We start from the raw sequence: 20,600 nt of genomic DNA on the forward strand, positions 1-20,600 counted from the left end.
TAAGGGCAAAGTCAATATCAGAAATACAAGGAGTATAACATGATTAAAAATAGATTGCCATCTAATAGAAACAAGAAAAAGATTCCTTTTCAGTGAGTTAAACTGTAGAGGAATCTTTAATTTTATTCAATACTCTCGCCATTGCTGGCGATTACTTCTTTATACCAATTGAAAGACTTCTTTCTGTATCTGTTGAGTGTCCCTGACCCATCATCCTGTTTATCAACGTAGATAAAGCCATATCGTTTCTTCATCTCTCCAGTTGTCGCACTGATCAAATCAATCGGTCCCCACATCAGATACCCAAAACAATCAACACCATCTTCAATAACCGCTTTTTTCAATTCTCTGATATGATCATTCAAATATTTAATTCGATAATCATCAATAATTTCATTATTTGCAGTGACCTCATCAGCAGCTCCTAGACCATTCTCTGTGATAATGATCGGCAGGTTATACCGCCGATAAACAAGGTTAAGCATATATCGCAAACCCTTTGCATCAATCGGCCAGCCCCAGTCGGATACTTCAAGGTAGGGATTGATATAACCGCCATGCAAGCCGCGGTTTTCAGACGTTTGTTTGGTGTTAAGCGTCGATGACATTTCACTTTGATAATAGTTAAAGCCTAAGAAATCCAATCTGCCTTCAAAAAAGAACTTTTCATCTTCCTCAAGAATATCGATATTTATATCATTGCTGATATATTCATTTATTTTATATTGAGGAAATTGACCAAAACACATAGCGTCAACTTGATAGAAATCACGCATCGTCTGTTTAAAAGCCGCTAAGACATCATCCGGATGCGGTGTTGCCGGATAAAATGGTGTAATGCCAAATACACAGCCCACTTTATTATCAGCGTTGATATTACGGGCTAAACAAGCAGCTTTCACGCTCGCTAAGCTCATGTTATAACCGATATTCGCAAGTATCTGTTTAGGATTTTCCAGTTCAGAATACTTAATACCAGCCACTAAATAAGTAAACATATCGGAGGCCTTACTCATTGGATCAACATGGTTTAATTCATTAAAAGTAACCCAATACCGTACCTTATTGTTTAATGCCTTAAACATCGTTTCAGCAAATTTCAAATACAAATCAATAATTTTGCGATTTGCCCATGAACCGTATTGCCTGACAATTTCAACCGGCATTTCAAAATGATAAAGCGTAACCATCGGCTCTATTCCATAGCTCAGCATTTCATCAACCAGCCGCTGATAGAATTCTATTCCCTTTTGATTAGGAACTTCTTCATCACCACTTGGATATATCCGAGACCAGTCAATAGAAATTCTAAGACAATTAAATCCCATTTCAGCAAATAATTTAATATCTTCTTTATAACGATGATAAAAATCAATGCCCTCATGAGATGGATAGATTTTGCCAGGCTCAACCTGTTTTGTAAATTCACGCGGCACCCCATAGCTGCCCTGCGTTGCCAGATCCATAATCGCAAGCCCTTTGCCATCCTCCTGATAAGCGCCTTCACATTGATGCGCGGCAATACTTCCGCCCCATAAAAAATTTTCTTTTAAAGTTTTCATTTGTCCCTCTCAATTACTGAATTGCTTCATTTTGTTCAGCGCTCAGCTGGGCAGCCAATTCTTTTTTCTCAACATATTTAAAGAATGGATAATAAATAATAACACCGATTACCAGCATCACTAATTGGAATACCGCAGCCCGCCAATCACCGCCGGTAACTAGGAAACCATTTAATACTGGCGGTGTCGTCCAAGGAATAGCTACTACCGGCATGCCAATCAAACCCATACTGCAGGCAAAATAATATAATGTTGTCGTTACTAACGGAGCTAAAATATAAGGAATCCACATAATTGGATTAAAAACGATTGGGAAGCCAAAAGCAACTGGCTCATTGATTTCAAAAATACCTGGAATAATTGACAGCTTTCCTAACTGGTTATACATTTTCACTTTTGACCGCAGCATTAGTAATACTAAAGCAATCGTAAGGCCCGTTCCACCCATCCAGAAGCCAAAATATTGAAATCCATATGCACCGATATGAGTTACGGTTTCACCAGCCTGCCAAGCTGCTGTGTTTTCAGCCAATAAAGCATACCATACTGGATAAGTTAACCCTGAAATAACTGATTCATTAATTCCGCAGCACCAAAGCGCTAAGGAAACAAAAACGACTAACAGCATACCTGGCAAAGTATCCAAGCCTCTGACTAACGGACTAAAGATCAAAGTCAGGATAGCGTTAAGATCTAAGCCTAAAATACTTGTTAATACCCAGAATAAGGTAATTACCACAAAACCTGGAATCAATACAGAGAATGAATCAGCAACCATGGTAGGAACGCTGGCGGGCAATTTAATCGTAATATTTTTCTTCTCAAATATTTCAATGATTTTAGTCGAAATCAATGCAATTACAATCGCCAAGAATAAGCCAGTTGAGCCAAAATTAGCCGTACTGATCGTACCATCAAGCTGAGTCTGCGTAATTACAAATGCAACCAGCGAAACAAAGCCTGCCGACACTGGTTTTACACCCAACTGTTTTGCGACGTTATAAGCCACTGAATAAACCGCAATAATTGCCATCAAGCCCATGCATACAGTATTAGGAATATTCAGATAAGCGCTGTAAGGTTCAATAAAATTGGTCCAGGCTTTAACCGGAAAACTTGTAATAATCATGAAGATACTGCCAATAATCGTAAATGGAATAATGGCTGCGATACCATCTCTTAATGCAACTATGTATTTATTTGATCCGAATTTATTTACAGCTGGTAATAGTGTCCCCTCTATGAATGTCATTAGTTTTTTCATAATCTTTCCCTTTCTTTAAGATAACGCTTCAAGCGCCTGTGTCAATATATTTTCCCCATTGCACCGGCCATAATCAAGTTGACCGATCATCACAAATTTTTTATCAGCCTGTCGGCATCTTAATTCAAAATCACCCGCCCGATAAGCAATTTGCGGTGCCAGCATGACAATATCCGCTTTAGGCAGATTCTCATCAATATCTTTCTCACCTACTGCCCATATCCGGCAATCCACCCCTTTCTGCTTTGCTGCCTCTTTCATTTTCGATACGACTAAGCTTGTTGAAAAACCACCGCTGCAACACAATAATATATTCATTCTATTTTCCTCCTATCCTTTCATAAAGATGAATGAATTTCTGTGCTAAAATACATATTAGTTCTGCTGATGACAAATGATCTAAGGCATGCGCGAGAATTAAATCGACATCAATCTTTTGACCGTTAGCCAGCAAATCTAATATATCTTTATGTACCTGATGAGCTAAAACCAATTCCTTATCCGCTTTCTCAAGTTCCTGTTTTGCTTTCTCAAATTCATTTATTTCCGCAAAGGCAATGCTCTCTAAAGCCATGCTCTTAGCATTACCCGCATGCAAAATAATCTCAAACCCTTTTTCAATTCCCATTTTAATGTTCTCCTTGTTTTTCTATTTCATTAACTAATGTCTGGTAAGTAGGATTTTTTATTAAAGTAAGAATGCTTTCCTTACTTGATACCAGCTTTGCAAACTCTTCATACATCCGCTGTGCTTTAGCGCCGTCCCCCTTTTTCACATTGCCGATCAATATTACCTGCACATAATCATGGGTCCAAAAGACTGGTTTATTTAAGATTGTTACCGACATAAAGGTTTCATTTGTTTCCTGCACCAGTGGATGCGGAAAAGCGATTTTATTGTCTATTTCCGTTGAAAATAATGCTTCACGGCGCAGAGTTTGTTCATAGAAATCTTCCTGCAGCTGATGATTTAATTTCAATCGCAAAACAATCGCATTAATTATTTCCTGCTTACTCTCACCCTTTATATCAGTCATAAAATCTTCAGGAGATAATATATCAATCAAGCCCCAGCTCTCTTTTTGGGCAACCAAGAAGCTATTAATATTACCGATATCATTGCTGCTGAGCATATGTGAAATCTGCAATACAGGCTTCTGTAATTCATAAGGCAGCGGCACAGTTGTCAAGACATAATCATATTCATCAAGATTTTTTTCACTCACTTCATGAAGATCAGCAGTATCAATCTTTGAAATATATTTCGCAAAATTTGAGCTTACTTTAAAAGCCAGTAAATTGGCCATACCGCCGCCGGTTGAACAGATTATCAAAATTTTTTTAAGGTTGATAATCTGAAGCTTTTCACGTTCAAGCGCAAGATTGAAATGCAGTGCCAAATAGCCTATCTCATCTTCGTCCAATCCCATATCAAATTCTTCTTCTAATACCATAGCTGCTTCAACTGCAATCTCATAGGCTAATGGATAAGTTTTTTTTATATCACTGACATAGGGATTTTTGATGCCAAAATTAAATCGAATACGGCTTATTAAAGGAATCATATGCAGGCCAAGAGATATATAAAGCTCAAAGTCTTTAGAAAAATCTTTAGCGAATAAATCATTGATTCGATGAAAGATCTTTTTAATCAAGCGATCCAGATCGAAATGAATCGATTCCTCAAATTTCTGGTATTTATCTTGACTATATTTCTGATTACCGCTGAGAAGCTGGGTCAGATAGGCAATTTCATCAATCGGCACAGGATCATGATTTTTATCTTCCATCAATTTGGCAAGTTCACTGGCAGCAGCAAATTCTTTCATTTCACAGCAGTAGCTTAATTCGGCGACATCCATTTCGATGTAACAATTCTTCTGCATACGATACATGGCAATTACCATATAAATCCTTATTGAATCTAAAGAGGTAGATGACATCGATAATTCATGACGTTTAAGGATTTGTTTGATCTGATTCATCGCTAATAATTTTTCATATTGATTTAATTGCTCATTAGAAATATATGATGAGTAAATAGATTGAATATATCGGCGTCGGTCTCTTTCTTTACCTTCAATTTTCATGCCATAAAATGGTTTTGACACGATTTCTAAATGGTATTTCATAAAGCTTTTATTAATTTTATTTAATACCGAAGATATCTTCGCTCTTGAAAAATAATAAATATCTGTCAGCTCATCAATTTTTATATAATTCTTGGTTGTAAGTAAAAAATAGGTCAGCTGAATTTCAAAATTTTCATCACGATTTGCATCTTCCTGCTGTGTGACGATACTTTTCAAAAATGAATTAAATCGATGTTCATCATCAATAATCAAGTGAATACCGATACTTCTTTTTGATTCAATATGCGCGCCTTTTGTACTTAATTCACGTTTTAATTGCATAAGATCATTCTGCACTGTTTTGTATGAAACATTTAATCTTAACGATAAATCCTTGATTGTCATCGGCTCATGATTTTCTAATAATTCATGCAATAGAATATTCAACCGTCTTTCTTGATTCATTTTCTTTCTCCTTACATTTATATAATGCACTGCTTTTATAATTACCTCCATACTTATTTATGCCAAATAGTTTTGGTAAAATTGCTTTTATTATAAAGAAAAAAGCTGGAATCACAGGGATTTCAGCTTATAATATTGCTACGATTTGTTTAGTAAACTCAGCGGATCGCTTTGAAGCAACACTGACATATTTTAGAAAATCCATTGGTGAATCATCATTCACCGCTACATCTGAGAGCGAACGCAAAACGATAAATGGCAATTTATAATAAGACGCTGCCTGTGCGATACCGCCAGCTTCCATTTCAGCGCAGATGCTTTTTGGATAGCGTGATAAGATGCGCTCTATCTGATGATCTTCATGGATAAATTGATCACCGGTCGCTACCATGCCGATATGATAAGGAATTGCCATGTTTTGAAGAACTTGGCTGGTGATTTCAAGCAAGTGCTGATCTGCTTCATAAAACAATCCATAACCGCTTTCCCCATCAATGCCGCTGGTATCAAAATCATGCTGAACAACACGATCACTGATCACGACATCAAGCACATGTTCACTCGCCTTTAAACCGCCGGCGGTACCGATATTCAAGAGCGCCTTTAACGGATAGCGGGTCGCAAGCACCGTTGCCGCGATTGCCGCATTTACCTTGCCGACACCGCTCAGACACAGCACAACCTTTTTATCGGCTAATTCTGCTTCATAAACGGTTGTGTGAACGACCTGCTTTTCTTGCACATGTTCACACAGCAGCAGCATTTCATCAATTTCTTTCTGCATTGCCGCAATGATTCCAATCATTGTTCTGCCCCCTTTTTCAAAATATAGAAATATTTTTCTCCTTCAGTGATGCCGTCATGGATAAAATCCGTCACGATGTTCACTGTAAACCCGCATTTTTCAGCTTCAGCCTTCAGCCACAGCGGATCATACACACGCTGTATATGCTGTTCATAATGGGCATTGGCCGCTTCATCATAGAATACAAAATTCTGATAGATTAAATCATCATCGCTTTGAATACTCCATTCATAATTTGTGCCGTCTAAACAGCCCTCTTCAAGAAATTCTTCCTTAAATTCATCAAGCCGGTCTAAGGAATGAACATCAAAGATAAATGTGCCCTGCTCAGAAAGCAGTTCATACGCTTGCTGCAGAAGATGAATGATCTGTTCATCCTCCAGAATATAATTTAAGCTGTCACAAAGACATAGCATCAGTTCAGGCGCTGCTTTAATCTTTAAGTCAATCATGTTCTGAACACTCCAATCGACCTTATCCGCATCAGGCTTTTGCTTTGCCTGATTAATCATATCCTCAGATAAGTCACTGGCTTCAATCGTATAGCCCTTGCGCGCCAAAGCGAGTGTAATCTCCCCGCTTCCGCAGGCACATTCCACAACATGCTTAAAATCGGCAGAACGTTCAATCAGATCGACCCATGCCTGCGTAGCCTCATCATCCTTCACCAATGAATCATAATGAGCAGCTAAAGCATGATACATATTCATTAAAAATTCACCCGATCACAGCCGGCATACAGCTTCTCAAGCGCATAGACTGACCGTTCATTTTCTTCAAAGATATGGACAACAACACTGTCAGCATCGACAAGCACCCATTTGCTTTCCTTGTTGCCTTCAATATGCTTTAACGGCAGCTGTTCTTTTAAAAGATCTTCACGGATATAATCAGCCAGCGCGTTAACCTGACGCAGATTGCTGGCAGTCGTGATTACCACATAATCGATGAATGGATTAAATTTATTAAAATCATAGACAATAGTGTTATATCCTTTCGCTTTATCAATAGATTTTAAAATTGTTTCAAGCGTTTGATTCATAGTTTCTTCTCCTTCTTTAAATATGCCTGCTGCTGTGCATGAACCAGTTCATAGGCTTTATGCAGATTTTCTTCGGCAAGTGCGATTTCATGACTGGAATCATAATCACGCAGCGGGTCTAGCTTATCAGCCATATATAAAATCATCGCCAGCGGGTCTGTACTGTCTCCCTTGACATGATGATAGATAGCGTTTTGAATTTTTTTATCATTTAACCGATAATGTCTTTTAACCGTATCAGCCCCTAGATAACCATGCCAGATGGCCGGTGCTTCATCCAGATATTGAGGAAATTGCGTCTGCATCCAAAGCCGTGCTTTTTCATAAGGCCATTGCTTGCAGATATCATGAAGCATCCCCGCTGTATAAGCGGCCTGGGCGTCAAGACCATGGGCTTTAGCCAAATGGGCGCTTAATGCCGCCACACTGACAGAATGCCGATACCGCTTCTCACTCATGGAATGAGCCGCGTATTCATCAATATAAAGCTGCTCCTGCGCAATAATAGAACGCACAGACGCGGGACAATGCTGAAAAGCCCCTTGGCGGATCTGCGTACTGGATACCGGCATTTCCTCCATATCCAAAATCGGCAGGTCATAAGCGCAGTTGATCAATTCCCCATTGCGGCGAAATATTTTAAAAGCAGCCAGCTGCAGACACTCCTCAATATTCTTCCATTTATCAAGCTGTGCAGCCTGATCAGCACCGATGTACCAAACAAATTCAGCCTTTGGATAACGCTTCTTTAACGCTCTCAGCGTTCTCACCGTATAAGATGGAGCTGCCAGCTTTTCCTCAATCGTACATAATTTCATATGCCGATATGGCGCAACCGCCGCTTTCACCATGGCCGCACGGATCGCATAGGAAGTCAGCGCCCGATCCTTCAGCGGGGTAGAAACACTTGGAATATACCAAACCTCTTTGCAGTGATCCTTCCTCAGTGCCCATTTTCCCATTGCCAGATGGGCATTGTGGATAGGATCAAAGCTGCCGCCCACCAAACCAATCCGCATCTTATAATTCACACTTATTCTTTTTGCTGCGGCGATACAGGACAACTGTTTTGCCAATGATCTGTACAATTTCACTGTTGGTGGCGGCTGACAGATCAAGCGCTGCTTCCTGAATACCCACCGGGCAAGTCTTCAAAGCATTCAGCTTCACAAGCTCATGTGCTTCCAAAGAATCAGACAAGGTGGCACATAGATTTTCGGTAATACCATCTTTGCCGATTTGAAATAAAGGACGAAGCTTCTGCCCCATGCCTCTTAATTTAGTTTTATCACTTTTACTTAACATTAAATCATTTCCTCTCTGAATGTCACATTGACATTTTTATCTGTATATACACGTATCTGAGACACATGTCCCTGAATGCAGAACCAGCCAAGACCATGAATCACAACATCGATACTGCCATTTACTCCATCCCGCTGTACCATCACAAAATCCCTGAATGATTTGCTGATTGATGGCACAAGCAGCTCATTGATATGATCCACCCACAGCTTATCCGCATTTTCCTGCTTGCCGCGGTGAATTTTTAATCGGTCACTGAAGTAGCAGACACAGCTCACCGCTTCACAATCCAATAAATCCAACCGTACCAAACCGCCTACGGAAAGGGTTTGTGAACCTTTCAGCTGATAAACAATCGGCTTCACCTGTTTCATCGGGATTACACTCTTTAAATCCGCATCGCTGATATGCGTCAGCAAGCTGTCTAAGCGTGTTAAGCCCGGTGTATCATAAATCACAAAATCTTCAAACGGCAGCTTGGTAAAATCTAAGGTCGTGCCGGGATGACGCGACGTAGTCAGCTGCGCTGAATTCATCAAAGCATTCAGCAGTGTTGATTTACCGGCATTAGCCATGCCAATCACGGCCACATCACGATCATGACGCAGCAGATGGATACAGTTCAGCACCTCATCAATGCTGTAATTCATCTGCGTATTGGCATTCTTAACCAAATCTCCGCAAATCACGATTCCCTTGACACTGATGCCTGTCTGCTTCAATCGGCGCATGATAAACTGAGCCAGCTTTTCATTTCCCAGCGTATCCGGAAGCAGATCCCGCTTCGTACCAACCAGTACGATATCCTTACCCGCTAAATGGCGGTTAATGCCGCTTAGCAGATTCGCTTCAAAATCAAACAGATCCACAACCCATAAAATTAAAGCATCCAGTTCAGCAACCCGGCTCAGCACTGAATCAGAATCAATTCCCTGCTTCATTGAAATCATCACATCGTCATAATGGCGGATGCGAAAACAACGCTGACAATAATCAGCCTCAGGTTTAGGTGTATATCCGATCTGGCCGGCATCCTCGCTCTGCAGCTCAGCACCGCAGCCAATACATTTTTTACTCATTCGTTTACCTCTTTTCAAACTGTTTCAGAATCCACCGCTCTGCATGACGATTGATTCGAGTATAAATAATATCCTTTTCAGATAAGGGCTGACTTAATATCATCAGCATCTTCATTCGCTTAGCGCCCAGCCCATCAGTCAGCAGCTGATCGCCAAGACAGGCGCATTGATGAGCGTCAACCTGAAAATCATTCAATATTTTACGGTATGTATGCTTCATCGGCTTCAGCGCGAAAGCATATGCCCTTACACCTAAAGCCTCACCATATTGCCTTACCCGCTCTTCTCGATTATTAGAAATCAGACAGAACTTAAGATCGGCAGCCTGTACCTTTCTGACAAATTCACTTACATTTGCACCAGGCAGCTTTTCATCATGAACCGCCAATGTATTATCTATATCACAGATCAGCAATTCAATGCCTGCCCTTTGAAGCATGCCGACATCCAGCTGCTGATAAGATGCAATCTGCAGATCCGGTTTTAAATAATCAAACATAGGCCACCTCCTGCTTATTATACCAAAACCAGCAGTGTGAATAAAGAGTTTTATCCGTGTTTAATCATCAAATCGACTGAATTCTCGGTTTTAAACACGATCCCTAAAGATTGTATCAAAACCGAATCAGATACAAAATAAATTAATTAGAAATAGTTTCTTAAAATTATTCATAGACTATATCAGGTGAGAAAATTATGTTTGAAACTTTATTATCGTGTTTTACCAATCTATTTACTTATTTAGGCTTTATCCAGTCCCGCCGCTTTAAAGATCCGCTTTCCAAAGAGGAAGAAGCTGAGCTGCTGCAACGACTTGAAAATCATGATCAGGAAGCCCGCAACAAACTGATTGAGCATAATCTCAGACTGGTCGCTCATATCGTAAAAAAATATGACATCAAGAAAATTGATAAAGAAGATTTGATCAGCATCGGTACGATTGGTTTGATTAAGGCAATTGATACGTATCGGCTGGAAACCGGCCATAAATTAACAACCTACGCAGCTCGATGCATTGAAAATGAAATTTTGATGGCGATTCGCTCCAATGCCAAGCACGCGTCCACCATTTCGTTAAATGAACCGATTGGCAATGAAACTGACGGCAGTTCAATGTCTTTAATTGATGCCATTGCTTCAGAACCGACCAATCCGATTGATGATTATATGCTTGATGAAAACATTAAAAAAATGAAGGACTATCTCTATGTCCTTGATCAGCGTGAATTAGAGATTTTAACACGCCGTTATGGCTTATTTAATCATCCTGAACAGACGCAAAAGGAAATCGCGAAGGAATTTCACATTTCACGCTCCTATGTCTCACGGATCGAAAAAAGAGCGATAATCAATCTGTATAAGGAATTCTGCAAACATGAAAAAAGTGTCCGCTAAGTGACACTAATAAGGAAAATAATTCAGCTGAACCGGCAGCTTTTCATTGATTTTAACTAATGCCTGTTTAAAATCCTGACGGTCAAATACCGCAACATCGATATAACAATAATGCGTACCTAAAGCACCGCCGATACAACGTGCCAGTCCCAGTGAATAAAGTAATTCATTCAATTCCCTTTCAAGCTGTTTTTTATTATGCGCGAGATTTTCACTTACTCCCTCATGCTCATAAACCAGAGTTCCATATTCACCGCCAAGCCGATTAAAGTTATCTAAAATCAAACGCTGTTCATTCATGATTTCCACAAATAATTCTGGATGGCATGTGGTGATCAGCAGCTTATCGTGATGAACACTATCATTAATTTCTTCCTTATCCAGCTTATACGCCCGATAAATCTGGGTCGGATCTTTAAAGTCCGGCCATTTTTTAGTTTCAATCAGATCAAGCAATCGTTCATATAAATCGGCTAAGGCAAACCACTCTTCTTTGGCATCCTGCTGATCTACACAAGTAAAGCTATTGATATGAGCTTCCATCTGTAAAGTACCAATCATCATTTCAAGCAGCAGGGCGGTAATCGTTTGTTTTTCCTTTTCATCCTGCCATTCAAATGCCGCGCAGTACACATCAAGATCAACCATCTGAGCGTCCTCAAGCACATGCATGCAAATTTGAATATCTTCAACTCCATAGCTGACATCACGCACATCAAAACGTGTTTGAAAGCCTTTTTCGCTTAATGGCTGCTGGCAATCATTGATGATCCAATGATTTAATACTCTTTCCGGTGCAAATTTTTTGATATAAGCGCAGATAAGCTGTGAGCTTTTATCATCGCCGCTTAGAAAAGTACATTCATAAAAATCTTCGCCATTGCCTTCAACCTCTAAGAAACAACCGGCTGTTGATAATAATTCATCATTTAAAATCCGGACAAGCTCTATAATTTTTGCCTGCTGCTGATCCTTTAATGCTTCTTGTAGTTCCATTTGCTGCTTGATAAACAGCTGCCAGAATTTCTTAGTCTTAGTTTTGATTGTATCCATGTTCTATTGCCTCCTTAATGATTCCACAATTCAAAAGTCCGGATATCGATGCATTGCTTTTGACCTTGCCAAGAATCAAATCAGCAAAATAATTGATCTGCGGCGTAAATTCAGAAGGCTGGTCACAGATAAAGCTTTCCTTTAAACCATCATATCGCTGCAGCTCCATGCGGCTGCTCTTCCAAAAATCAGGAATCGTTATCGTTCCCTCACTGCCGTAAATAATCGCGGCATTCTGCTTATCAAGCAGGAAACTGGCCTGAATCGATGCCCATGCCTCTTGATATGTCAATAATAATTCAGCCGTATCATCAACACCGCTGGCGCATAAATGAAACCATGCGTCAACATGATTAGGTTCATTCAGCAATTCCCGTACCATAGCCAAGGCATAACAGCCGACATCAAATAAAGCACCGCCGCCCTTCTGCACATCAAAAATCGGATGGCTTGCATCAATGTCACTTTTGCGGCAGAAACTGGCTTCCATGTGAATCACCTTACCGATTTTACCTTCATTCAGCCATTGCTTGGCCTTTTGGGTGGTCGGCAGATAACAGACCTTCATGGCCTCCATCAGAATCAGATTATGCTCCTGGGCAAATTGATAGGCGCTTAAAGCTTGCGCTGGTTCAATAAATGCCGGCTTTTCTACCATACAATGCAGTCCAGCCCTTAAAGCCTGCATCACATTTTCAAAATGAAGAAAATTAGGGGTGGCAATATATACCGCATCAAGCTCATCATGATTCAGGAACTGATGAAGATCATCGGTATAGCTTTGAATATTAAAATCATCAGCAAATTGCTTTGCCTTATCCGCTTTGCGCGCGTAAACACTGACAACGCTAAATGTCTCTGCTCCCTGTACACCCTTCATAAAACGATGAGCAATGTTGCCTGCTCCCAGAATTCCTAAACGAATCATCCTATACCACCTCAGCAATCGCATTTATTTTATCATTATTCAGTTATTTATACAATTGAAGAAAATCGACAATTGATGCTGATAATGATATAATAATAACACTTAAAAGAGGGTTTTATATGAAAAAAATAATGCTTACACTCTGCCTTTTCATGGCATCTTCCCTGTCTGTTCACGCGTTCAGCGAGGGCAGCTGGGTCAAGGAAGAAGCTGGCTGGGCTTATTATAATGTTGAAAATATGCGGCTCAGCGGCTGGATTCAGGATCAGTATCAATGCTGGTACATGCTGGATTATGACAGCGGCATCATGAAGACTGGCTGGGTTGCGGAAAACCGTGACTGGTATTACTTGAATCCTGATAACGGCATCATGCAGGACAGCAAATGGATTACTGAAAACGGCACAAACTACTATCTATTGCCAAATGGTAAAATGGCGGTCGGCCTCGTTGAAATTGACGGTGTCAGTCACCTATTTGCGGAAAATGGCAGTTATCTCGGCGAAGCTTCTCAAAATGAACCGCTGCCGCCTGACAGTGATCTGAGCGAAAGCAGCTATGAACGCTCGATGGCTGAACAGGTCATTGATCAAGTCAATGAATATCGCGCTGAAGCTGGCTTAAAAGCACTCAGCAATGCTTCTGCTGCATTACAAAACGCTGCTGATATCCGAGTGAATGAATTAGCCGCCGACTTCAGTCATGAAAGACCTGACGGCAGTTATTTCGCAACCGTGCTTGATGAGGTAGGAATTGATACATATTATTATGCGGAGAATATCGCTTTTGAATATCAAAGTGTTGATGAAGCCATGGATTTCTGGATGCATTCAGAGTCCCACCGCATCAATATCTTAAATGAAAGCTTTAATGAAATTGCTGTCAGCCTGATTCCTTCAAGCACAGGTTATCTGTGGGCGATGATCTGCATTGGAGAATAAGATGAAATTTTATAAAAAAGATGAATATGCCGTAACGGTGATTGAACATGACAGCTCTGTTGATGAGATCCTGACAGCCTGCCGCCAGTCTAAAAAGCAGCGCTATCTCTGCTATCAGCAGCGAAGGCTGTTAGTGAATCAGCAGCCAATCATGCAAAATTGTCCGTTAAAGCCGGGTGATGAATTGGCAGTCCGTGTTTTCATTGATGAAGCCATTGACTTTCTGCCTGATGCCCTGCCCCTTGATATTGTTTATGAGGATGAGGTGGTGCTGATTGTCAATAAGCCGCCTGGATTATTAGTTCATCCGGATCAGAAGGATGGCCATCATACCTTGGCAAATGCCGTCAGCGCTTATTATCACGCAAGCGGTCAATCACATGCGATCCGTCCGATTCATCGCCTTGATTTTGAAACCAGCGGTCTGGTATTATTCAGCAAATGCTCATTCTTTCAGCCGCTGCTTGATGAAATGCTAGCGAATAAGCAGATTGCCCGCAGCTATCTGGCCATCGTTAACGGTGCGATGAAGCCTCACACAACGCAGACCATTGACGCGCCGATTGGCAGTGACCGGCATGTAAACAATAAATACCGAGTAAGCAAAACCGGTAAGCCGGCGGTGACTCATATCACCTGTCTAAAAGAAAATCAGCGCAAGAAGATTTCACTTGTCGAATGTCAGTTAGAAACCGGCAGGACGCACCAGATCCGTGTTCATTTGGCTTCAATACAGCGGCCGATTCTCGCCGATCCGATTTATGGAAAACCTTCGCCGCTGATTCAGCGATGTGCCTTGCATGCCTATAAGCTGCGATTGATTCATCCAATGAGTATGAAAGCCTTACTCATCGAAACAAAAATGCCGGAAGATATGCAAATATGCCTCAAAAAATAGAGGGCTGTGACAGCGATCACAACCCTTTTTCTATTCTTCAAGCAATAAAATATGAACCTGATACGTATCCCCTTGCTGAGCAATACCCACCGCTGATTTGGTAAATGCTTTATCATTCAGCGCTTTCATAAAGACATAATCATCTTCAAGCTGATTGATACAATCCTCAGCGCTTGTCACATTCAGGCAAATAGCTTCCTTCGCATCCAGATAGCTGATTTTCTGTTCATCCAAAACCGTCGTGAAATATGTATTATTCGGACGGATGGAATCAGCTCGCGACAATCCTTCAAAAGCTCTGATATCAGCCGCCGTCTGCAGATCAGCCATTTGGGTATCAAGCTGACCGCCGCTCATTTTCTTTAATTCCTTGATAATTTCCTTTTTTAGATCAGCCGCATCACTTGTGACCATGGCTTCCCCATTCACATAATAAGCACTGACGCCATTGATCGTCTGCCAGCCGTAAACTGCCGCTCCATCAGCCGCAAAATAAAGCTTTCTGCCATCTGCCTCCTGCCAGCCGGTCTGCGCTACATTCTGTTTATAGTAATATAATTTGCCATTAATTGTTACCAATCCATTCAGCAAGCTTTCAGAACTTGTGCCAATATACTTGCCATCAGTCGCAAACTCAAAGGTTTGATTATCGATGACAACTCGGCCGGTCGCCATTTGACCATTACCTAAAAAATAGTAGCGGCTGCCATTCTCACTAAGCCACATGTTTGAATACATAATACCGTTTGCCGGATTCAGATAGAACCAAGATTTATTCTGTGCCAGCCAGCCGGTCACCATTTTACCATTCTTCTCATCAAGATAGTACCAGCAGTCATTCGTTTTCAGCCAGCCCTTGGTCATATAACCATTATCCTTTTGGAAATAATACCAGCTGCCGTCGATTTTTTTCCATTCTTTTACCATTTTATTATCTTCAATGTAGACCCGGTTATCTCCTATGGTTGCCCAATCGGCAGATACCCTGATACTTGTCATCGCCAAACACAGGCTTAAGCTTAAAGCTGCGATCAATCCTTGTTTTATTCTCATCATCAACAACTCCTTCATTCAAATTATATCACGGATTCACTTTCGCGTATAGTTTCTAAAATCGTCCGCATACTACTTGCAGGAGGTGATTTCAATGGCTCAAACAAAAAAATACAAACCTGGTGAAAACTGTGAAAAAACAGCTAAATATGCTGAATATACAGAATCAGGCAAGTTAGTCAATGAAGATATCGACGTTGATGCAGGGCATCGTTTCCCACCAGCGCAACAGAAAGGTTCTTATTTTATAGAACAGAAATAATGAAATTGCAGCCCAGGCAAATGCTTAGGCTGCAATTTTATTTATTAATTCAAATCAAAAGCTTCCTGTTCTACTTCCAGATTATCTTCTAACGGTTCTGTTTCACTAAATTCACGAATCTCAACCGTTTGGATTCCTTTCAGCGGATAGCTGTCAGCTTCAAGATGAAGAGCGGACGAGAAGGTCGCATCCTTACTCATCAATGCGATATCCTTAAACAATACCGGTTCAATCTTTTCTTTCATAAAATCAATCGCGTCATTCAAATCACCGCTGGCAATCATCTTAATGACAGATGGATTTGATTTCACCTTTTTACAGATACTTTCACCGCGTACCGGTCTTCCCGTCAGCGGCAGATCACTGGTTTTCAGACGTTTGATTGATTGATTTTCACAATAGATAACAACATAATTCTCATTATTATTTAAGGCGCATAAACTAGCCATCGCCTCTGCCTTCATAGCAATAATTCCCTTGCTGCGCGCACCGGTAGGCGTTATGTTATTCACATTATAACGAGAAACAAAGCCATTAGCTGAACAAACGACTAAATCCGCATTGTCATAAACCACGCAGGCAGCTACGACACGATCCTCAGCCTTAAGTCCCATCAGGTTCATTGTCTTGTTGTTTCTTGAAACCATTAAATCTTTGACCATTGTTCGCTTGATCATTCCCTGCAGGGAGAGAGTAATAATTGAAGCATTAGTATCAAAGCTGCTCAAAACAAAGGAGGCAATAACTTTTTCCTCACTGCTGATGGATACCATCGTATTCAAATGAGAACCGATATCCTTCCACTTAGCTTCCTCGATCTCATAGACCGGCGTATAGCCATAAGCGCCGGAGCTGGTTATATAAAGCAATGTATCAAGCATATTTACTTCCTTATAACCAATCAGCTCATCGCCATCTTTTAAGCCAGTAGACAGATGCTCGCTGGCACTGTAAGAACGCAGTGATACACGTTTTACATAACCATCGCGTGAGATTGTTACCATCACCCTCTCATTCGGTATCATCTGCTGCTTATCGATGACAATTTCCTGGATTTCATTCTCAATTTTAGTCAGACGCGGTGAACCAAAAGCTTTCTTAACTTCCTTTAATTCACGCACAATTTCTTTACGCATCAGCTTTGGATAGGCAAGCATATCGTTTAAAATTTCCATTTCATTAACCAAATGTGAAAATTCATCACGCAGCTCATTGACATCGGTACTTGATAAACGATATAAACGTAAGGTTACAATAGCTTCTGCCTGTTCCTCGGTAAATTCAAAACGTTCGATGATTCTTTTTTTAGAATCAGCCTTATCCTTAGAAGATCGAATCAGCGCGATAATCTCATCCAAAACTGAAACAGCCTTAATCAAACCCTCTAAAATATGACAGCGTTTTTCCATGCGGTCCAATTCAAACTTACAGCGCCGGGTAATAACATCAATTCGATGGTTGATAAAAGCATCCAGCATCTGAGTCAGACCTAACTGCATCGGCCGCTTATTAACAATAGCCACGACGTTATAGTTATAAGAAACCTGCAGATCCGTATTCTTATACAGATAATTTAAAATCAGTTCAGCATTGGCTTCCTTCTTTAAATCAATCGCTACACGCAGACCATTGCGGTCACTCTCATCACGAACATCGATAATGCCGTCAATTTTTTTATTCAGACGAATGTCATCAATCTTGCGGACCAGATTGCATTTGATTACTTCATAAGGAAGTTCCTTCACAATAATCTGCTGGCCGGTTTTTGTCTGATTGATTTCAACCTTGGCACGGACTACAATTTTACCGCGGCCGGTAGTAAAGGCATCTTTAATACCTTCGATTCCCTGTACGATACCGCCGGTTGGAAAATCTGGGCCCTGAATGTATTCCATCAGTTCATCTAATTCACAATCAGGAACCTGAAGCCGATAGATAGCCGCATCAATTACCTCACCTAAATTGTGCGGAGGGATATTGGTCGCGTAACCGGCGGCAATACCGCTGATACCATTCACTAAAAGGTTGGGATAGCGGGCAGGCAGCACTGTTGGCTCCATGTTGGTATCATCAAAGTTCGGCGTGAACTCTACGGTGTTTTTATCAATATCCTGAAGCAGATACTGGGCTAAGGGCGCTAATCTCGCTTCCGTATAACGCATGGCTGCCGGCGGATCATCATCCATAGAACCATTATTACCATGCATATCGATCAAAGGTTCCCGAGTTTTCCAGTTTTGCGACATACGAACCATGGCGTCATAAACCGAACTGTCGCCGTGCGGATGAAAATTACCGATAACTAAACCTACCGATTTTACTGATTTACGGTAAGGCTTATCATGGGTATTGCCATCGATCTGCATCGTATATAGGATTCGGCGCTGTACCGGTTTTAAACCATCACGGGCATCCGGAAGCGCTCGATCCTGAATAATATATTTTGAATAACGGCCAAAGCGATCACCCATGATCTCTTCAAGCGGCGATATCAAAACATGTGTTTTTTGTTCATCGGCCATTAACGTTTAACCTCCAATGCATAATTATCCTCAAGCGTAAAGCTGACATTCTCCTCAATCCAGTCACGGCGCACATCGGCTTTATCTCCCATCAGCACCGACACCCGGCGTTCCGCAAGCACCGCATCCTCAATGCTTACCTGAATCAATGTGCGGGTTTCCGGACACATCGTTGTATCCCACAGCTGATCGGCATTCATTTCACCAAGACCTTTATAGCGCTGCAAAGTGAAATTCTTCGGGAAAGTTTTACGCAGTGCATTCAACTCCTCATCACTCCATGCATACTGTGTCTGATTGCCTTTGCTTAATTTATATAAAGGCGGCAGTGCGATATAAACCATACCCTTTTCAATCAATTCACGCATATAACGGAAAAAGAAAGTAAGCAGCAAGACTTGAATATGCGCGCCGTCATCATCGGCATCGGTCATGATAATCACTTTGTGATAATTGCTGTCTTCAGCGGAGAAATTGGCTCCCACACCAGCTCCCAGCGCGTGAATAATTGTATTCAACTCTTCATTTTTTTCAATATTGGCGATGCTGGCTTTTTCCGTATTCAGCACCTTACCGCGCAGCGGCAGGATTGCCTGATAGCGGGAATCACGTCCCTGCTTGGCACTGCCGCCGGCAGAATCACCCTCGACCAGATATAACTCTTTTTTACGGGCATCCTTGCTTTGCGCAGCAGCCAGCTTACCAGATAAGATTTTCTCAGACTTCCCGCGGCTTTTACCTTTACGCAGATCCTCACGCGCCTTGCGGGCCGCTTCACGCGCCTGAAAAGCCCGTGACATCTTTTTAATCAGCGTAAATGCCAAATCCTTATTTTCTTCTAGGAAATAAGTTAATTTTTCACTGACTAGATTTTCAACCGCTGACTTAGCCTCCGCGGTGCCCAGCTTCCCCTTTGTCTGTCCTTCAAACTGCAGTAAGTTCTCCGGAATCCCCAGTGACAAAATAACCGTCAGTCCCTCGCGGACATCACTGCCCTCAAAATTACGATCCTTTTCCTTTAAAAGACCATAACGGCGGGCATAATCATTAAACACCTTGGTAAAAGCGCTGCGGGCGCCTACCTCATGGGTACCGCCATCCTTCGTTCTTACCATATTGACAAAGGAAAACATATTCTCCTGATATTCATCGGTATATTGGAAAGCACAGTCAATCTGAATCTCATTCACCATACCGCTGAAAGATACCGGCTTATGAAAGACTTCCTTATCCTCATGAAGATACTCAATAAAAGCCTCTAAACCATTTTCATAGCAAAAGTCGGCATGCTTATCCTTGCGCAGATCCGTAACGATCATCCTCAGACCTTTTAATAAGAACGCGTTTTCTCTGGCTCTTTCTTCAATCGTTGAAAAAGAGAAATCCGTCGTTGAGAAAATCGTATCATCAGGCATAAAGCGCACTTTACTTCCCGTCTTATTCGTCTTTCCCAATTCCTTTAATTCAGAGGCTTCGCTGCCGCCGTTTTTAAAACTCATGGCATACATCTTGCCGCCGGTGCAGACTGTCACCTCTACCCACTTACTCAACGCGTTAACAACGCTGGCACCTACGCCATGCAGACCGCCGCTGGTTTTATAACCGCCGCTGGTAGAGAATTTACCGCCCGCATGCAGTACCGTAAAAATAACCTGCAGTGTGGATACGCCGCTGGCATGCATCCCTACCGGCATGCCTCGGCCTTCATCTTCAACTGTCAGTGAACCATCTTTTTCAATGGTGATTTTAATTGTGTTCCCATGTCCGTTCAGTGCTTCATCGATTGCATTATCAACAATTTCCCAAACTAAATGGTGCAGCCCCCGGCTATCCGTTGAACCAATGTACATACCCGGACGCTTACGTACTGCCTCCAGACCATCTAAAATCTGTATACTGGTGGCATCATAAACATTTTCACTCATGGATTCACCTCATTCCATTTGTATAGTAT

The 20,600-nt window shown here is 41.4% G+C and carries 21 protein-coding genes; 4 read left to right on the top strand and 17 right to left on the bottom strand.

Features of this window, described 5'->3' with window-relative positions:
- Positions 1-122: 122 nt before the first annotated feature.
- From DWZ33_RS01830 to DWZ33_RS01885, 12 genes are all read right to left on the bottom strand, one after another.
- Complete coding sequence (locus DWZ33_RS01830) at positions 123-1,562, bottom strand: family 1 glycosylhydrolase (protein ID WP_118453586.1); 1,440 nt, start codon at positions 1,560-1,562, stop codon at positions 123-125.
- Between the two features lie 13 nt (positions 1,563-1,575).
- Entirely contained in the window at positions 1,576-2,826 is a 1,251-nt protein-coding gene (locus DWZ33_RS01835; protein WP_118453587.1) for a PTS sugar transporter subunit IIC, read from the bottom strand.
- A 15-nt stretch (positions 2,827-2,841) separates the two neighbouring features.
- The gene (locus DWZ33_RS01840) at positions 2,842-3,144 is read right to left on the bottom strand and encodes a PTS sugar transporter subunit IIB (RefSeq protein ID WP_022937590.1); all 303 of its coding nucleotides are present in this window, start codon (positions 3,142-3,144) and stop codon (positions 2,842-2,844) included.
- Between the two features lies 1 nt (position 3,145).
- Entirely contained in the window at positions 3,146-3,454 is a 309-nt protein-coding gene (locus DWZ33_RS01845; RefSeq protein WP_118453588.1) for a PTS sugar transporter subunit IIA, read from the bottom strand.
- A gap of 1 nt (position 3,455) precedes the next feature.
- Positions 3,456-5,363 carry a BglG family transcription antiterminator gene (locus tag DWZ33_RS01850; protein ID WP_182425466.1) on the bottom strand — a complete coding sequence of 636 codons (1,908 nt, stop codon included), beginning with the start codon at positions 5,361-5,363 and terminating at the stop codon, positions 3,456-3,458.
- A gap of 127 nt (positions 5,364-5,490) precedes the next feature.
- On the bottom strand, positions 5,491-6,168 hold the full coding sequence (locus DWZ33_RS01855) for a 5'-methylthioadenosine/adenosylhomocysteine nucleosidase (protein WP_118453590.1): 678 nt from the start codon (positions 6,166-6,168) through the stop codon (positions 5,491-5,493).
- Complete coding sequence (locus DWZ33_RS01860; protein WP_244925832.1) at positions 6,165-6,878, bottom strand: class I SAM-dependent DNA methyltransferase; 714 nt, start codon at positions 6,876-6,878, stop codon at positions 6,165-6,167. Before DWZ33_RS01860 ends, DWZ33_RS01855 begins: the two co-directional genes overlap by 4 nt.
- Positions 6,878-7,210 (bottom strand): ribosome silencing factor, encoded by a 333-nt coding sequence (gene rsfS, locus DWZ33_RS01865; protein ID WP_022937585.1) that lies wholly within the window; start codon positions 7,208-7,210, stop codon positions 6,878-6,880. The genes DWZ33_RS01860 and rsfS overlap by 1 nt, the downstream gene beginning before the upstream one ends.
- Positions 7,207-8,241 (bottom strand): nicotinate (nicotinamide) nucleotide adenylyltransferase, encoded by a 1,035-nt coding sequence (nadD, locus tag DWZ33_RS01870; protein ID WP_244925833.1) that lies wholly within the window; start codon positions 8,239-8,241, stop codon positions 7,207-7,209. The genes rsfS and nadD overlap by 4 nt, the downstream gene beginning before the upstream one ends.
- Positions 8,231-8,515, bottom strand: a complete 285-nt coding sequence (locus DWZ33_RS01875) for a YhbY family RNA-binding protein (RefSeq protein ID WP_118453591.1) — start codon at positions 8,513-8,515, stop codon at positions 8,231-8,233. Before DWZ33_RS01875 ends, nadD begins: the two co-directional genes overlap by 11 nt.
- Positions 8,515-9,594, bottom strand: coding sequence for a ribosome biogenesis GTPase YqeH (gene yqeH / locus DWZ33_RS01880; protein ID WP_118453592.1), 1,080 nt, complete (start codon positions 9,592-9,594; stop codon positions 8,515-8,517). The genes DWZ33_RS01875 and yqeH overlap by 1 nt, the downstream gene beginning before the upstream one ends.
- Before the next feature lie 4 nt (positions 9,595-9,598).
- Positions 9,599-10,093 carry a YqeG family HAD IIIA-type phosphatase gene (locus DWZ33_RS01885; RefSeq protein WP_118453593.1) on the bottom strand — a complete coding sequence of 165 codons (495 nt, stop codon included), beginning with the start codon at positions 10,091-10,093 and terminating at the stop codon, positions 9,599-9,601.
- A gap of 197 nt (positions 10,094-10,290) precedes the next feature.
- Here DWZ33_RS01885 and sigK point away from each other — a divergent pair, with 197 nt between their 5' ends.
- Entirely contained in the window at positions 10,291-10,989 is a 699-nt protein-coding gene (sigK, locus tag DWZ33_RS01890) for an RNA polymerase sporulation sigma factor SigK (protein WP_022937580.1), read from the top strand.
- Between the two features lie 6 nt (positions 10,990-10,995).
- Here sigK and DWZ33_RS01895 read toward each other — a convergent pair whose 3' ends face one another.
- Positions 10,996-12,042, bottom strand: coding sequence for a hypothetical protein (locus DWZ33_RS01895; protein WP_118453594.1), 1,047 nt, complete (start codon positions 12,040-12,042; stop codon positions 10,996-10,998).
- Entirely contained in the window at positions 12,023-12,970 is a 948-nt protein-coding gene (locus DWZ33_RS01900; RefSeq protein ID WP_182425468.1) for a Gfo/Idh/MocA family protein, read from the bottom strand. Before DWZ33_RS01900 ends, DWZ33_RS01895 begins: the two co-directional genes overlap by 20 nt.
- 119 nt (positions 12,971-13,089) lie before the next feature.
- Here DWZ33_RS01900 and DWZ33_RS01905 point away from each other — a divergent pair, with 119 nt between their 5' ends.
- Positions 13,090-13,911 (top strand): CAP domain-containing protein, encoded by an 822-nt coding sequence (locus tag DWZ33_RS01905; RefSeq protein WP_118453596.1) that lies wholly within the window; start codon positions 13,090-13,092, stop codon positions 13,909-13,911.
- A gap of 1 nt (position 13,912) precedes the next feature.
- The gene (locus tag DWZ33_RS01910) at positions 13,913-14,809 is read left to right on the top strand and encodes an RluA family pseudouridine synthase (protein WP_118453597.1); all 897 of its coding nucleotides are present in this window, start codon (positions 13,913-13,915) and stop codon (positions 14,807-14,809) included.
- A gap of 30 nt (positions 14,810-14,839) precedes the next feature.
- Here DWZ33_RS01910 and DWZ33_RS01915 read toward each other — a convergent pair whose 3' ends face one another.
- Positions 14,840-15,865: an N-acetylmuramoyl-L-alanine amidase family protein gene (locus tag DWZ33_RS01915; protein WP_182425470.1), complete on the bottom strand. Its 1,026-nt coding sequence runs from the start codon at positions 15,863-15,865 to the stop codon at positions 14,840-14,842.
- A 91-nt stretch (positions 15,866-15,956) separates the two neighbouring features.
- Between DWZ33_RS01915 and DWZ33_RS01920 the strand changes: the two genes are divergently transcribed.
- Positions 15,957-16,124, top strand: coding sequence for a YjzC family protein (locus DWZ33_RS01920; protein ID WP_118453599.1), 168 nt, complete (start codon positions 15,957-15,959; stop codon positions 16,122-16,124).
- Positions 16,125-16,168: 44 nt separating this feature from the next.
- Here DWZ33_RS01920 and parC read toward each other — a convergent pair whose 3' ends face one another.
- Positions 16,169-18,646: a DNA topoisomerase IV subunit A gene (parC, locus tag DWZ33_RS01925; protein WP_118453600.1), complete on the bottom strand. Its 2,478-nt coding sequence runs from the start codon at positions 18,644-18,646 to the stop codon at positions 16,169-16,171.
- Positions 18,646-20,571 (bottom strand): DNA topoisomerase IV subunit B, encoded by a 1,926-nt coding sequence (gene parE, locus DWZ33_RS01930; RefSeq protein WP_118453601.1) that lies wholly within the window; start codon positions 20,569-20,571, stop codon positions 18,646-18,648. Before parE ends, parC begins: the two co-directional genes overlap by 1 nt.
- Positions 20,572-20,600: the final 29 nt, after the last annotated feature.

This window comes from Dielma fastidiosa (genome assembly GCF_003475485.1).
Taxonomy (GTDB): Bacteria; Bacillota_I; Bacilli_A; order Erysipelotrichales; family Erysipelotrichaceae; genus Dielma; species Dielma fastidiosa.

What these genes read in the sequence shown, in the direction of transcription:
- DWZ33_RS01830 (WP_118453586.1), bottom strand. Translation starts at nt 1,562, where the DNA reads ATGAAAACTTTAAAAGAAAATTTTTTATGGGGCGGAAGTATTGCCGCG.
- DWZ33_RS01835 (WP_118453587.1), bottom strand. Translation starts at nt 2,826, where the DNA reads ATGAAAAAACTAATGACATTCATAGAGGGGACACTATTACCAGCTGTA.
- DWZ33_RS01840 (WP_022937590.1), bottom strand. Translation starts at nt 3,144, where the DNA reads ATGAATATATTATTGTGTTGCAGCGGTGGTTTTTCAACAAGCTTAGTC.
- DWZ33_RS01845 (WP_118453588.1), bottom strand. Translation starts at nt 3,454, where the DNA reads ATGGGAATTGAAAAAGGGTTTGAGATTATTTTGCATGCGGGTAATGCT.
- DWZ33_RS01850 (WP_182425466.1), bottom strand. Translation starts at nt 5,363, where the DNA reads ATGAATCAAGAAAGACGGTTGAATATTCTATTGCATGAATTATTAGAA.
- DWZ33_RS01855 (WP_118453590.1), bottom strand. Translation starts at nt 6,168, where the DNA reads ATGATTGGAATCATTGCGGCAATGCAGAAAGAAATTGATGAAATGCTG.
- DWZ33_RS01860 (WP_244925832.1), bottom strand. Translation starts at nt 6,878, where the DNA reads ATGAATATGTATCATGCTTTAGCTGCTCATTATGATTCATTGGTGAAG.
- rsfS (WP_022937585.1), bottom strand. Translation starts at nt 7,210, where the DNA reads ATGAATCAAACGCTTGAAACAATTTTAAAATCTATTGATAAAGCGAAA.
- DWZ33_RS01875 (WP_118453591.1), bottom strand. Translation starts at nt 8,515, where the DNA reads ATGTTAAGTAAAAGTGATAAAACTAAATTAAGAGGCATGGGGCAGAAG.
- yqeH (WP_118453592.1), bottom strand. Translation starts at nt 9,594, where the DNA reads ATGAGTAAAAAATGTATTGGCTGCGGTGCTGAGCTGCAGAGCGAGGAT.
- DWZ33_RS01885 (WP_118453593.1), bottom strand. Translation starts at nt 10,093, where the DNA reads ATGTTTGATTATTTAAAACCGGATCTGCAGATTGCATCTTATCAGCAG.
- sigK (WP_022937580.1), top strand. Translation starts at nt 10,291, where the DNA reads ATGTTTGAAACTTTATTATCGTGTTTTACCAATCTATTTACTTATTTA.
- DWZ33_RS01895 (WP_118453594.1), bottom strand. Translation starts at nt 12,042, where the DNA reads ATGGATACAATCAAAACTAAGACTAAGAAATTCTGGCAGCTGTTTATC.
- DWZ33_RS01900 (WP_182425468.1), bottom strand. Translation starts at nt 12,970, where the DNA reads ATGATTCGTTTAGGAATTCTGGGAGCAGGCAACATTGCTCATCGTTTT.
- DWZ33_RS01905 (WP_118453596.1), top strand. Translation starts at nt 13,090, where the DNA reads ATGAAAAAAATAATGCTTACACTCTGCCTTTTCATGGCATCTTCCCTG.
- DWZ33_RS01910 (WP_118453597.1), top strand. Translation starts at nt 13,913, where the DNA reads ATGAAATTTTATAAAAAAGATGAATATGCCGTAACGGTGATTGAACAT.
- DWZ33_RS01915 (WP_182425470.1), bottom strand. Translation starts at nt 15,865, where the DNA reads ATGATGAGAATAAAACAAGGATTGATCGCAGCTTTAAGCTTAAGCCTG.
- DWZ33_RS01920 (WP_118453599.1), top strand. Translation starts at nt 15,957, where the DNA reads ATGGCTCAAACAAAAAAATACAAACCTGGTGAAAACTGTGAAAAAACA.
- parC (WP_118453600.1), bottom strand. Translation starts at nt 18,646, where the DNA reads ATGGCCGATGAACAAAAAACACATGTTTTGATATCGCCGCTTGAAGAG.
- parE (WP_118453601.1), bottom strand. Translation starts at nt 20,571, where the DNA reads ATGAGTGAAAATGTTTATGATGCCACCAGTATACAGATTTTAGATGGT.